A 14,699-nucleotide genomic window follows, 5' to 3' on the forward strand; every position below is an offset into this window, starting at 1 on the left:
GTAGCGCGTTCCTTTATTCGTCTTCTTCCTTTAGCTCTGCCTCATGTTCGGCAATGAGTGCCTGTTGCAGGTCGTTTGGAACAAGCTCATAGCTTGCGAACTTTGTCGTGAAGCTGGCACGTCCGCCCGTTAGAGAACTAAGGGAAATGCTGTAGTTGGACAATTCCTTCAGAGGAATCTTTGCCTGTAGCTTCTGATAGCCAGCCTCCGAGTCCATACCCATAATCATGGCACGTCGGCCCTGCAAGTCGCTCATCACGTCTCCCATGTAGTCGCCGGGCACATAGACCTCGAGGTCGTAGATAGGTTCGAGAATCTTCGGACCGGCAGCCTTGAACGCATCAGAGAAAGCGTGTCGGGCTGCAAGTGTGAATGAGAGCTCGTTGGAGTCGACCGGGTGCATCTTTCCGTCAAAGACAATAACACGCACATCACGGGCATAGCTGCCTGTCAGCGGGCCGCGTTCCATGCAGTCCATGACACCTTTCAGGATGGCAGGCATAAATCGGGTATCAATGGCACCACCTACGACGGAGTTTATGAAAACGAGCTTACCGCCCCAAGGCATGTCGCGCTCTTCGCGTCCCTTTATATTCATCTTAAACTCCTGACCGTTGAACTTGTAAACGGTCGGGTCGGGCATACCTTCTGCATAAGGTTCTACAATCAGGTGGACTTCACCGAATTGTCCTGCTCCACCGCTCTGTTTCTTATGTCGGTATTCAGCTTTTGCCTGCTTGGTAATCGTCTCACGGTATGGAATCCTCGGGTCTTTGTAGACTACCTGTAGTTTCTCGTTATTCTCCAGACGCCACTTCAGCGTGCGGAGGTGGAACTCACCCTGTCCGTGAACGATAATCTGCTTCAGCTCTTTGCTTTGCTCTACTACCCATGTCGGGTCTTCCTGACGCATCTTCAGGAGAGCGGCCATCAGTTTCTCGGTGTCCTGTGAGTTGGTTGATTCAATGGCACGTGAATATTTAGAGTTCGGATATTTGATGAAGTCGAAGTGCTGTTCCACGCCCTTGCCGTTCAGTGTGTTTCCTGTCTTAACGTCTTTCAGCTTTACGGTACAGCCCAAGTCGCCGGCGTTAAGTTGGTCTACAGGGATGCGGTTGGCACCTGCACAAGCGTAAATCTGTCCGATACGCTCCTTGGAACCGCGGTCAGAGTTGGTCAAATCGTCGCCCGGCTTGATACATCCGCTCATTACCTTGAAGTAGCTGACCTCGCCGATGTGAGGCTCCATGCCGGTCTTGAAGAAGTAGACAGACTCTGGCCCGTTGCTGTCGGGAGCAACTTCCTCGCCGCGTGTATTGTGAATCTTCGGCATTTCGTCTACGAAAGGAACGACGTTGCCAAGGAACTCCATCAGTCGGCGCACGCCCATATCTTTGCCTGCACAGACGCAGAAGACGGGGAACATGGAACGGGCAGCCAACCCCTTGCGGATGCCTTCGCGCATCTCGTCTTCGGTCAGAGTTTCCGATTCGAAGAATTTCTCCATCAGGTTTTCGTCGTTCTCTGCAGCAGCCTCAACCAGAATTTTATGAAGCTCCATGGCCTTGTCCATCTGGTCTGCCGGAATATCCTCAATAATCGGACTGCCACCCTCGGCCTTCCATGTGTATTTCTTCATCAGGAGCACGTCAATCAGCGCATTGAATCCTGCACCTGTCTCAATGGGATATTGAATCTCCACGCACTTGGAACCATAGATTTCCTTCATGCTGTTGATGACATTGTCATAGTCGCATTTGTCTGAATCAAGCTGGTTGATTAGGAAGATAACCGGCTTCTTCAGCTTCTCTGTGTATCGGAAGTTGTTCTGTGTGCCAACTTCGGGACCATATTGTCCATTGATGAGGATTACAGCCTCGTCGGTAACGTTCAATGCCGTAATGGCACCACCCACGAAGTCGTCGCTTCCCGGACAATCGATAATATTAAGTTTCTTATTGTTCCACTCTACATGAAAAACGGTAGGAAATACTGAGTAGCCATATTCCTGCTCTACCGGGAAATAGTCGCTGACGGTGTTCTTTGCTTCTACCGTACCGCGTCGTTTGATGATACCTGCACCGTACAACATACTTTCGGCAAGAGTCGTCTTGCCGCTACCCGCACTGCCAAGCAATGCGATGTTTTTGATTTCGTTTGTCTGATATACCCTCATATCCAGATAGATTTAAGCTGTTAGTAATATAAGTTTCTTATTTCATGGTGATAGGCCTGTGCCTGTCATTTCCGAAGTCTAAGTTACGGCTTTTCATTGATACTGCCAAAACATTTTGCAGGAAACTCGTTTCCTTTTAAAACAAATTAGTAAATTTGCACAGCTTAGAGGAAAAATGGTCTCTTACACCTCTTTTATATAATAGTGGGTGAAAAGGGGATTGTTTCAACTCGAATAACTTAACGGCACTTTCAAGCAATAATAAAGTGAAATGTGTTAAAGTGAAGTAAATTTATAAGCTATAGTGTTTGATATATAACAGTTTTAGGATAGTTGTACTTTCTCCTTGGAAAAGGTGCTTTAATTTATCTCTTTAGATTTTATAGCTATGTCAGGTCTTTACCTTCATATCCCGTTTTGTGCCAGTCGCTGTATTTATTGCGGCTTCTATTCTACTCTTCCTCCCAAAAGTAGGAAAGGAGAAGCAATGGTGGACGACTATGTAGAGGCACTTTGCCAAGAAATGGAACTGCGAAAAGACTATCTGAAGGAACCGCTGACAACCATCTATCTGGGAGGGGGCACGCCTTCGCAGCTGTCTGTCCGTCATTTGGAACAGCTCTTTTCTGCTGTCCGCAGCACGCTTCCCATGCCGGAAAATGGTTTTGGGGAAATGGAAATAACGTTGGAATGTAATCCCGACGACGTTACGGAAGAATATGCCCGCCAGCTTGGCCATCTTCCTGTCAACCGCGTGTCGATGGGTGCACAGACCTTTTCCGACGAACGGCTGCGTTTTCTTCACCGGCGACATACGGCTGGAGAGGTTGCCCTTGCCGTAGAGCGTTTACGGAAGAATGGTATCCGGAATATATCGGTCGACCTGATGTTTGGCTTCCCCAACGAGACCATTGCCGAATGGCAGACCGATATAGATTACATCCTGCAACTCGGAATTGAGCATATCTCTGCTTATAGTCTGATGTACGAAGAGGGCACGCCTCTTTATCGGCTGCTTGAGAAAGGGGAAGTGAAGGAAACGGACGAGGAACTTTACCGGCAGATGTACGACCTGCTTATTGACCGGCTTGCCGTGGCAGGATTTGAACAATATGAAATCAGCAACTTTGCCCGGCTCACGCAACAAGGCAAACCTTCTGCTTTCCGTTCCCGGCACAACAGTTCCTATTGGCATAATGTTCCCTATATGGGCGTCGGGGCGTCGGCCCACTCCTACAATATCCATTCCCGTCAGTGAATATTGCCAGCCTGCAAGCATACGTCTCTGCTATTAATAGCGGTGAACTGCCCTGTGAGACGGAGGAGATTTCTGCCGATACGCATTACAACGACATGGTTACGACTGCACTTCGCACCCGTGAGGGCATTTCTCTTGAATCGCTGACAGCCGGGCAGCGAGACCATCTTCTGCATGCAGCCCAGCTTTATATTTCGCGTAGCCTGTTGGTTCGGGAGGGCGATTATGTCAGACTGACACGCAATGGTATCTATATCAGCGACAGCATCATGAGCGACCTGATGAAAGTGTGAAGCTATTAAAATTCATAATTCACAATTTATAATTTTACATTCAAGACTTCTAATTAAATATTCCAATTATGACCGAACAAGAATTTGAGAAACTCTGGAAAGAGAACCGAGAGAAGATACTTGCCAACGACAGCGAGTATCAGCGCATAGCCCGAAGCTATTCAGGTTGGGGATGGATAGACTACCTTGTCTTTATCGGAGGCTTTGTCATCTGTGAGAATTTCACGCAAACGTTGTTCAAGAGCATTGTCCTGCAATATTTGCTTGCCATCGTGGGCATGGTCGTGGTGTGGATTGGCTACCGCTTCATTAAAAGCCTGACAGGAGGGAAACAGACTTTAGAAAGTGTAGAGAAGGAAATTAAGGAACGCTATAAGAAAACTTTGCATTTTAACTTTTCAGAGAAAAAGTAACAGGATTTTTTGTTATCGGTTGTCTGTTGTTTGCAATTAATACTTATCGTCCCCTTTTTTTGATAGATTTCTTTTAAAAATCGGTGTTTTTGAAAATTTTAACAAAAAAAAACTCGCGTATTGTTTTTTATTTGTTAACTTGCGCCCGATAATAAAAGTTTAGTGCGTGAGAAAACGAAACCGCTCCGCATGAAGACTATAATAACCTTGGTTTCTATGTATCACTATGGTCAAAAAACTATCTTTTTTAGTTGCTATGCTTTCGTTCGTGTCTGTGTCATGGGCGCAAGTAAATGTGCCGAAAGCTCGGGTACTGGAGAGCGCAAAGGCTCAGAAGAAACTCGTTCCTATGAGGAGCCCTTCCAAGGCACCGTCTGATTATGGCACGGTAGAGGTTGTCATGATGGAGGACTTCTCCAAGCTGACGACAGGTTCTGTGGGTGCTCCCGACATGGATTCTCAGTTAAACGATGAGGAACTTTATCCGTATCCAGTATGGATGAACATAAAGCCGGAATACACTGTACTTCCGCAATGGGGCGGACATTGTGTTTTCTCTGCCGGTGGATCAATTTGTATTTCAGCAGAAGAATATGAAGGTGGAAATCTGAATACTCCGATGCTTGATGCTTCTAAATACGACGGCGTCGTATTCGTAGAGTTCAGAGTTCGTACAGATAACGATAAGGTGTCCCAAAACATGATTGTTGAGGCGGCCGAAACCTATAATATGCAGCCAAGCTGGAAAACGTTGGGATCTTATGTGTTGCCCGACATTACAGACGAATGGCAGACCATGACGGCAATGTTCTATGGAGCTGAGCATTATACGATGTTCAACTTCCCGGTTCTAAGAAGATATCAGGGAGACGAGCTGGAGCCTATCTATTTCGACTACGTAAAGGTATATCAGGTTAAGCCTTATGTGAACATGCCTACAGCATTGCCTCATACCAACTATAAGGGGACAAGTTTCAATGCTAATTGGACAAAGATAAAAGATGCTGAATCGTATCTGCTGAACGTATATTCTGTTAAGATAAACGAAGAGATGCAGTCGGCTGACACTACATATCTTTATAAGGATCAAGCCGTAAATGATACTACCTTCACCGTGGAAAACGCTGTTTCCGGCGAAACTTATTACTATGAAGTACGCGCGGTTAAAGATGGTCATCAGTCGTTCATGTCGCCTGCAATGGAAGTATTCGACCTCGTTGTTCCCGAACTTGGGGAGAGTACTATAAAAGACGGTAAATATACAGCTACGTGGAATGCAGTTCCAACGGCAGAAAGATATAACTATATCGCCTACCATGAGCGCGAGGCTACCGCTAATGGCGAATTTGTCATTACGAATGAAGACTTTACGGGCGTAAAGGATGCTGAAGGCAATCTTACGGGATGGACCGTCGAAGAGCCAAGCCAGCAAAGTTATGATGACTTCTATATGAAGGAAGTGAATCAGGCAGGATGGCATGTGAAGCAAGGTGCACCTTATACCGACTTCATGTGTGTGGACGGATGGCAGTATATTTTTGGCCATAAGGATGCCGGTCTTATTTCGCCGGAACTCGACCTTTCAAAGGATAATGGAAAAGTAAACCTCAGCGTGAGACTCTACGGAGTTATTGCTGAAGGCTATGACCAGCCGTATCAGACGGAATGTGCAGTGGCTCTCTTTAACTTTAATGAAGAGAAGGGCGACTTTGATCAGGCTGAGTTGGTTTATCCTAAGGATGTAAAGCCGGAATGGAAGACCTTCAACGTGGAGCTTACCAAGGGTAGCAAGCGTTCTGTCATCGGTATATATGCCGTAAACGGACCAGAAAACCTCTATATAGACGATGTGAAGATTACTCAGAATTACAATGCAGGCGATACCTTTAAGGATCCGTTCTTGTTCCAGCGTTTTATAGAAGGTACAAGTCTGGAAGTCAATCTGCCGGGAAAGACGTCGGGAAACAAAGTCTATCACAGAATAAATGCCGCTAAGTCGAATAGTAGCAGAGGACTTAAGGAGACCGACTATAGCGAGATGAAATACGTCGGCAAGAGTGATGTTGTGTCTTCAGTTGCCAACGTGAGTCTTTCTAAGGCTACCGTTCAGTTGGTTGACGGCAATGTGATTGTCAATAACGCCGATGGCGAGAATGTAAGCATTTACAGACTCGACGGAACACTTGTCTATAGCAACAACAGCGGTTCCAAGAATATCACGGCTGCTATGCCTTGCAACGGTGCTTACATCGTTAAGGTGGGTAATAAGTCTGTCAAGCTGGTTTACTAATAATCAGTAAGCAGAGAACTTTTCTTTAGAAAAGCCGAAGAGTATTTCTCTGAAAGTTTAAGACCTTTCTTTCAGAGGACTCTGAATCATCCTTCAAAAAGCTCGCGGGCTTTCTGCGAAAAGTCGGCGAGCAATTCAGAAAAAGCTCGCGAGCTTTTGAGGGAGATTTTGGATACTATGTAATTTCTATCACCAATTATGCAGGCTCACCTGCCCATATCGTACCCGTAAAAACATGAAAAATCAGGGTACGGGGGAGGCTCGGGAAATACATACGGTTAGCGGAAAATTTCTAACCGTATATAAATTTACGGGGAAGCGGTTAGAAAAATATTTCTATACGTATATAAATTTTCCGCTAACCGCAAACAGTTTTCCTATGGTCTGAATCCGGCTTGCTTCTGCCGGTAAACGGCTTTGCAAAGATTGGTTGTCCTATATCGAATTCACGTTAAATCATAAAGAATATGAAAAAGTTAATTAGTAAAGTTCTGTTGTTGGGAGGAATATTGCTCCCAATAACACAAAGTGCAGTAGCACAAAAAGTTAAATCATTTCCAGAACCGATAGATGAAACGGTTGTCAAGAATGTAAGGAAGAGTCCGTTACATGTAAACATCAATGAGGATAAGGGTATTTTAACGTATGGAGCTACCATGAAGGATTCCTACGGCCCTCTTCACTATGTGAAATTTTATAGTAAGAAACCGCATATAATGGACAAAATAGCAGAAGTAGATCCTGAAGACTATGGATTGCATCTGAAACATTTGCGCTGTGGGGCTTATTGTAATGGAAATTATTACGGATATTTGGTAAATCTATATACTTATGTCGAAGAGCCGGAAAGTTTCGTAAAAGTGGATTTTGAAACAGGGACCGTGACAAAGGTAGCAGCCCTTGAACCGACAGACCCTACTTGGCCCATGCTTTATGAAATGTCATACGACTATAAGAGAAATGTATGCTGGGCATTGGGACGGAGTAATGTCAACGTTGCTTCCAATATTTATAAAATCGATTTGAGCAACGGAAGATGGGAAGAAGTTGCCGAACTTGATTTCTATGCATGGGCTTTGGCTGTAAATTACGACGGAGAAATGTATGTCATCAAGGGTATTCCTGATGCCGCAAATGAAAATTATATAGGCTCGCAACTGGTAAAACTCAAAGCAGACGGTGATTTCTCCATTGTCGACCAATTCGAGTTGAAAAACGATAAGGAAAGTATCATTCCGAAATATAACATCCAAACAATGGAATTTGACCACAATTCCAATCATGTATATTGGTTTGGTACTGATAAAAATGGGGATCAAAAAGAATATGAGATAGACTTAAATAAGAAATCTATTGTAAACATATACCCATTAATCCGCGACTATGTTAGTGCAGTTTATATGCCTTTCCAAGGAGCTGCCAACAGAGGTGCGGCAGGTAAGGTTACCAATCTTAAGGGAAAATCTCCGGAAGATGGAAGCCTTAAAGCAACACTTACGTGGAATAATCCTACCACAACGTGGAAGGGTGATGAGTTGACACAATTGCACAGCATTACGATAAGCCGTGGAAATGTTGACAATGTTGTGGCTACTGTTTCTTCCGTAAACAATATGGGAGCAGAAATGAGTTGGACAGATGAAACTCCGAGCAAGGGCATACAGACATATTATCTGACTCCTTATCGCGTGTCCGGTGAGAAGGGACTGGTAGACAGCATCAAGGTGATGGTAGGTCCTGACGTACCCGGAAAGGTGGAAAACGTTGCTATTGCAGTAGAAAATGGAAACATCCGCCTGTCTTGGGAAAAGCCTTCGTTGAGCGCAACTGACAAGAATTACGATGAAACGACGCTGAAGTATTCTTTGAAGCGCTTGCCTGACAATAAGGTGGTTGTTGACGATTTGGAGGCAACTACTTATCTGGATGCAGATTTGGGAGAATATGCAATGTATTCCTATGAAATTACATCGAAGAACAAGGAAGGCATTGGGCTTACTGCCGTTTCTTCGAGCGTTAAGGCTGGAAAGGCTTTGGCAATTCCATTTGAAGAGAAGTTTGCTACTTCGCAGACAACTGATCGCTGGTCCTCTATCGATGAGAACTTGGATGGAAAGTTCTTTAAGTGGGACGGATGGGACGGTTCCATCTATGATGTTTTCAACAGATTCACAATTTATATGAGTCCTTATAAGGAGTCTGATGATTATTTGGTAACTCCCTTGCTGGGACTGAAGGCAGGCAAGTCTTACAGAGTAACCGTAGGAGCTTTGCTCGGCCATCAGGATGACAGACATTCTTTTGAAATAGTTATGGGCAAGGATTGCACGGCAAAGGCACTTACGACCATACTCCATAAGGTAAATTCTGTTCAAGGCTCTGTATCAGACGAACAGAAGGAATATACTATTAAGACTCCTGTCATAGATGAAGACGGTGGTTATTATATGGCAGTGCGTTGCACCAGTCCTTCTTCTTCAAACGGTTCATACTTTGGTGTAAACAAGTTTGTTGTAGAAGAGATATTCGACAACGATTTGGCAGCGAAGGATATGCTGGCCCCTGCAGCTCTTGCCGTAGGCGAAGAAGCTACCTTTAATGTAAAGGTGGAGAATTTAGGCTTGAAGGAACAGGGTAATTATAAGGTTCAGATTATAAATGCTGCCGATAATTCTGTTCTTGGCGAGACTACTACGGTTCCTGTAATTGCCGCTGATGCTTCGTCTGAAGTACCTGTAACGTTTACTCCTGCTGCAGAAGGCGAACTTAAGGTGAAGGGAAAGGTCGTTCTCGAAAATGACGGTAATCCGGGCAATGACGAGACTTTGGAAAAGGAATATAATGTGAAGTCCAAGGGTGCCTTGACATGGAATATTACCTGTAAGGGAGATAAGCCCTCGCAGACTACCATTCACCCGATGTGTTTCTATGAAGTTCATTCGACTGACGAGTTCATATACCGCGCAGACGAAATCAATGCTTCAAGTAATGGATATATCAATGGCATAGCCTTTGAATATAACTCCAATGGTATTGAAGAAGAAACAAACGATGTGGATGTGAAGATATATATGGGGAATACGGATAAGGCAGAATATAAGGAAAATGCCGGTATGAGCCAGTGGACAAACAAGGATAAGCTGACGCTTGTTTATGATGGAACTATCAATGTAAAGGTGGGCGAAAACCAATTGATGGAATTTGCGTTCGATACTCCATTCTCCTATGACTGCAAGAAGAACCTGCTTGTTCAGGTTTGGAAGGAAGGAGATCTGCCACAGATGTTCCCCGCTGCGTTCAATACGTATGATGAAAATGCCGGTAAGTTCCGCATCCTCCATTATAAAGGCAACTTTGAACTTACGTTCACGGATGAAAAGATATTCTCTTTGCAGGAAATTCCCGTAGCGCATCTGGCATTCTCTGACAGTCCAGTTTCAGGTATCAATGAAATGAAGACCGCCAACGGCACTATCGGTTACAACCGTGCTGCCAGAAGCATAACGATAGACGGATTCAATGCAAAGGCCATTTCTGTATATGACATTTGCGGTAAGGCAGTCTTCAGCCAAAAGCTGAATGTTGCACAGAAGGATGTTGCGGTAAACTTGTCCGCAGGCCTTTATATCGTGAAGGTGATGAACGAAGATGGCAGCAGCCTTTCAAAGACAATAGTAATTAACAATTAATATTGTGTCATGAATAGAACGTGTTTAAAAACTATATTATCTTGTCTGACAGTTCTCCTCACCGTAGGAGAATTGTCAGCGCAGGAACCTATTCGGTTGGGATACTGCGACACTGAAACCGACAGAGCGATGTATGCGTCGGATGAGGAGCCTGCCGAATTTGGTGCTGCCATCCTTTTACCGGCAAAAATGCTGAAGAAGTATGCCGGCGATAAAATCAATCGTATTGATTTTGCCATTGGAGAGAAGGTAGGACGCATGATGACGGTTTTCGTTACCCGCGAGCTGGGAGAAGAACCCATTGTGAAAAAGACCATCTACAACTTTGAAAAAGGATGGAACACCGTCGCTTTACCAAGTGAAGTTGCCATAAAGGGAACCGAAGACCTCTATGTAGGCTATGTCTTCAATACAGACAAGAATACAATTCACGCATCGGTCATCATGTATGACAAATACAAAGGTGCGACCCCGGGGGTGAACTGGTATAGCAAGAATAACAAATGGTGGGCTGTCCCCTCGAACGTGATAAACTATGACCTGTGTATCAGAGCTTATGCCGATGGCGACAACAGGCCTACCAATGACGTAGGAATACGTGATCTTGAAAACTATGACATTGTTATGCAGAATCAGGCTACCAACTTCAGCATGCGGATGCGTAATTATGGCGTAGACTCTGTTGAAAACGTAACTATTGAGATAAAGGCGAATGACGAGGTGTTTGCCACCAAGACACTTTCCGATTTGACTTTGGGACATAACGACGAGATGGAAGTAAAAGTCGACAATGTCCTTTTCCCGACAGAGGGAAATAACACTATCAAGGTTGAGGTAATAAAGGTGAACAGTGGCGTTGACACGGATAAGAGCGACAACAAACTTCAAAATGCCATCTATGCCATAAAGGAAGGCGCACAGCCGTGCGAAAGAAGGATTTTGTTTGAGGAGTTCACTTCCGAAATCGATCCGCTTGCAACCACTGCCGATACGCTTTATGGGGATGCCGTTGCTACGCGCGACGACGTGATTTGGGTAAAGCACCATATAGACGTGGATAAGTTTGTGTTGGATGAGGAAAAGCCTTATAAGTTCTTATTTGACAATGAAAAAATGTTTTATCCTGCCGTCATGGTCGATCGCCAGATATTCAACGGAATGGAAGATGCGGGTCCTGCTTATTTCGTTCCATACGGAGACGTGGTCGAAGGTATGCTGAAGAACTGCTCATATATTCCTTCTTACATTGCTCCGTCCATTGCCATATCTCATGCAGAGAATGGAGGCACGGTGAACTTCACTGTGAGCGGCACTGCCGAGGTGCGTGAAATGCCTTTCCAAAAAAGTCTCAGACTGACGGTCTATGCCGTTGAGGACAGCATCGTTACGACAACGCAGGCAGGCGTGCCGGAGTTCAAGCAGAACGGAGTCATCAGGAAGATTCTTTCTTCGTCCTGTTGGGGTGATGAGATTGATATTTCAAGCTACTCCTTCAAGAAGGATTATTCTTTGGAAATAGCTCCAGAGTGGAATGTATCGAATATGCGTATTGTTGCTTTCGTAAACAATTATGACGATTACAAGAAAGAGAATTGCACGGTTTACAATACAGTACAAACGCCTATTTATACAGCTGGAATCGAAGCCGTGAATACGGCTGATAATGGTAAGGATGTTCCACGGGTTTGGTACGTCGGTAATCAGCTTCAGGTTGAAAATGGATATAGCCTGATAGGGGTATATGATTTGTCAGGCAAGAATGTCAATGAGTATAACCTTGTTCCGGGAATGTATATCGTGAAGGTTTCCGATGGCAAGAATATCCATAATCTCAAGTATATCGTTAAGAAGTAACATCTAACACGAGTTCCGACGAACTCAAAATTAAGCCGTGTGTCAATGGTATTTGTACATTGATACACGGCTTTTTCATTTACAGACCTTACGTCTTGATAGCAAGGGGGCTGTAGTTCCTGATCCTGACTTGTGTGTTGCTTTGCCTGCGGTTTTATTCTTCAGTCTTTTCTTCCTTTGCCTTCGGCAGCACGAGATTGAGGAAGACACCCACGACGGCAGCCAGTCCGATGCCGCTGATGGCAAAGTTGCCCCAACTCAATATGGCTCCGCCGATGCCCATTGTCAAAGTGATGGAGATGATGATGGTGTTGCGTGTGATGTTCAGGTTGACCTTATGCTGAATCAGATTCTGTACGCCCACCGAAGCAATCGTGCCGAAAAGCAGCAGCATGATGCCACCCAATACAGCGGAGGGAATACTCTGAAGGAGGGCACTCAACTTGCCGATGACGGAAAAGACTATTGCGGTGAGGGCGGAAATGCGGATTACCTGTGGCTGTGTAACCTTCGTAATGCTCATCGCTCCCGTTACCTCGCTGTAGGTCGTTACGGGAGGCCCTCCGAAGAAGCTCGCTGCCAGACAGGCCAAGCCGTCTCCAAGCATTGTGCGGTGCAGTCCGGGGTCTTTGACGAAGTCTTTCTCCGCAACGGCACCGACTACGTAGACATCGCCTATGTGTTCAATGACCGGCGCAATGGCTACGGGAATCATGTAGAAGAAAGGTTCCCATGCGAACTCCGGTAGGTGGAAATGGGCCAAGGCAGGCGGCAGGGCGAACCAAGGCGCGGCAGCCACCTTGTCGAAGTTCACATCGCCCATGCAGATGGCCATGACGAAGCCGGCGATGATGCCACAAACGACGGGCACGAGCTTTATCAGCCCCTTGCCCAACGAAAGTACCAGTACGGCCACTGTCAAGGAAACGAACGCCAAAAGCCAGTTGGTCTTGGCCATATCTACGGCAGACGTGGAGAGGGATAGGCCTATGAGGATAATCACCGGGCCAATGACAACGGGCGGAAACAGCCGGTCGAGCAGCTTGCGTCCCTGCCATCTGATGAGGGCGGACATGATGAAGTAGACCAGCGACACGCCGATGATGCCTGCAAGCGTCCCGGGCATGCCCCACTGCTTGGATGCTGCGATGATGGGAGCGATGAAGGCGAACGACGAGCCTAAAAAATAGGAACCTTACCTTTCGTAGCCAGATGAAAGATAAAGGTTCCTATTCCTGCGGTAAACAAGGCGGTGGCGGGGTCAAGTCCTACCAATAGGGGGACGAGAACGGTTGCACCGAACGCCACGAAGAGGAATTGGATTCCGACAATGGTTCTCCTGAAAGGAGACAAATTTGTTGTGTTCATGTTGTAAATTTAGATGTGCTTGCCAAGGCGGCTTGAATAGTTCGGTTGCAAAATTATAAAAAAAGTGCTTAATACGAATGGAAGCCTGCTGATATTTTCGCTTTTGCTACGAAAAAGTGCCTTTCCTGTCTTGCTTGCAGAGTCTCCAAAATGGCACTTCGGGGGCATCTTCATACCCAACCCGTTGGATATCATCGCACCCAACTCGTTGAGTATAAACGTACCCAACCCGTTGGGTGTTTTCTTAGTTTTCGGAGGGATGCTCAAGACGGTATCCGGAGGCTGTCGGGGACTGTCCCTGACGGGCTTGGAACACCCTTGTCGCAGCTCTGTTTCCGGCCTTACCGTTTCACCAACACATAAATGATGACGGGCGCGCCTACCAAGGGCGTTACGGCATTAAGCGGAATGATGCCCCCCTCGCCGGGCAGGAAGCAGAGCAGATTGCACAGAAGGGCAATGGCAGAGCCGCACAGGATGGTTACGGGCAGTAGCTGCCGGTGATTTTCCGAAGTCAGGAGCAGCCGGGCTATATGAGGCACTGCCAGTCCCAAAAAGGCTATCGGGCCGCAGAAGGCGGTCGTGATGGCGGTCAGCAGACCCGTAATGACCAGCAGCAGATTGCGTACCCGGTGGATGTTGATGCCTAAGCTCCCGGCATATTGCGGTCCCAGCAGCAGCGCGTTGAGCGGTTTCATTAGGAGTAGGGAGCACACGATGCCTGCGAGAGAGACAAGGGCGAAAAGCGGTAGGTGCGACATGGATACGCCGCCGAAGTTGCCCATTCCCCAAATCATGTAGCTGCGCACTCCCTCCTCGGTGGCGAAGAAGTTCAGCAGCGACACGGCCGATGAAGAGACGTAGCTACCATGATGCCGATAATGAGCAGCAGGATGCTGCTGCGCACCAAGGTGGAGAACAGGAATATCAGTGCCGTTACGGCTATCGCCCCTGCAAAGGCGGCCAGAAGGATAGCCAGAAAGCCCGAAACCGAGAACATGGTCGTTGAGATGTTTCCGCCCAATAGCAGCATGACGAGAGCCACACCGAGAGCCGCTCCCGAGTTGATGCCGAATACGTCCGGCCCTGCCAGCGGATTGCGGAAGGCTGTTTGCAGCATCAGGCCGCTCGCTGCCAATGCTCCGCCGCACAGGATGGCGGTAAGTGCCTGCGGCAGCCGGTTTTCCATCACAATGAACCGCCAGCTCTCCTTGCCCGAAAAATCGTTGGTCAGTATTGACCACACGTCGGCAACGGGTATGCGGACCGCACCGACGGTCATGTTCAGCAGAAACAGCAGGACAATTGCTGTAATGAGGCTGAGACTTATCTTAATTCCTTTGTTCATGAATACACGG

Annotated in this window: 5 protein-coding genes and 3 pseudogenes; 5 read left to right on the plus strand and 3 right to left on the minus strand. The window is 46.5% G+C overall.

What is annotated here, in order from left to right; translation table 11 throughout:
- Window positions 1-13: 13 nt before the first annotated feature.
- Window positions 14-2,176 carry an elongation factor G2 gene (gene fusA2, locus JCM15908_RS10160; protein ID WP_025003243.1) on the minus strand — a complete coding sequence of 721 codons (2,163 nt, stop codon included), beginning with the start codon at window positions 2,174-2,176 and terminating at the stop codon, window positions 14-16.
- 388 nt (window positions 2,177-2,564) lie between these two features.
- On the opposite strand from fusA2, the pseudogene hemW reads away from it, so the two are divergent.
- The 5 genes and pseudogenes from hemW (at window position 2,565) to JCM15908_RS10190 (ending at window position 11,973) form a co-directional block, all read left to right on the plus strand.
- Window positions 2,565-3,727 (plus strand): annotated as a pseudogene (gene hemW / locus JCM15908_RS13675) (radical SAM family heme chaperone HemW).
- Window positions 3,728-3,795: 68 nt separating this feature from the next.
- Complete coding sequence (locus JCM15908_RS10170; RefSeq protein WP_025003244.1) at window positions 3,796-4,140, plus strand: hypothetical protein; 345 nt, start codon at window positions 3,796-3,798, stop codon at window positions 4,138-4,140.
- A 226-nt stretch (window positions 4,141-4,366) separates the two neighbouring features.
- Complete coding sequence (locus JCM15908_RS10175; RefSeq protein ID WP_036893146.1) at window positions 4,367-6,430, plus strand: fibronectin type III domain-containing protein; 2,064 nt, start codon at window positions 4,367-4,369, stop codon at window positions 6,428-6,430.
- Between the two features lie 467 nt (window positions 6,431-6,897).
- On the plus strand, window positions 6,898-10,119 hold the full coding sequence (locus JCM15908_RS10185; protein ID WP_084607863.1) for a CARDB domain-containing protein: 3,222 nt from the start codon (window positions 6,898-6,900) through the stop codon (window positions 10,117-10,119).
- Window positions 10,120-10,128: 9 nt separating this feature from the next.
- Window positions 10,129-11,973 (plus strand): Omp28-related outer membrane protein, encoded by a 1,845-nt coding sequence (locus JCM15908_RS10190; protein ID WP_084607864.1) that lies wholly within the window; start codon window positions 10,129-10,131, stop codon window positions 11,971-11,973.
- Between the two features lie 154 nt (window positions 11,974-12,127).
- Here JCM15908_RS10190 and JCM15908_RS13680 read toward each other — a convergent pair.
- Both JCM15908_RS13680 and JCM15908_RS13685 read right to left on the minus strand, forming a co-directional pair.
- Window positions 12,128-13,341 (minus strand): annotated as a pseudogene (locus tag JCM15908_RS13680) (uracil-xanthine permease family protein).
- Window positions 13,342-13,682: 341 nt separating this feature from the next.
- A pseudogene (locus JCM15908_RS13685) lies at window positions 13,683-14,689 on the minus strand (iron chelate uptake ABC transporter family permease subunit).
- Window positions 14,690-14,699 lie beyond the last annotated feature (10 nt).

Origin of the sequence: Prevotella dentasini JCM 15908 (assembly GCF_000614065.1) — a bacterium.
Lineage (GTDB): Bacteria > Bacteroidota > Bacteroidia > Bacteroidales > Bacteroidaceae > Prevotella > Prevotella dentasini.

Coding starts and splice junctions, on each gene's coding strand:
- JCM15908_RS10175 (WP_036893146.1), top strand. CDS start 4,367: ATGGTCAAAAAACTATCTTTTTTAGTTGCTATGCTTTCGTTCGTGTCT.
- fusA2 (WP_025003243.1), bottom strand. CDS start 2,176: ATGAGGGTATATCAGACAAACGAAATCAAAAACATCGCATTGCTTGGC.
- JCM15908_RS10170 (WP_025003244.1), top strand. CDS start 3,796: ATGACCGAACAAGAATTTGAGAAACTCTGGAAAGAGAACCGAGAGAAG.
- JCM15908_RS10185 (WP_084607863.1), top strand. CDS start 6,898: ATGAAAAAGTTAATTAGTAAAGTTCTGTTGTTGGGAGGAATATTGCTC.
- JCM15908_RS10190 (WP_084607864.1), top strand. CDS start 10,129: ATGAATAGAACGTGTTTAAAAACTATATTATCTTGTCTGACAGTTCTC.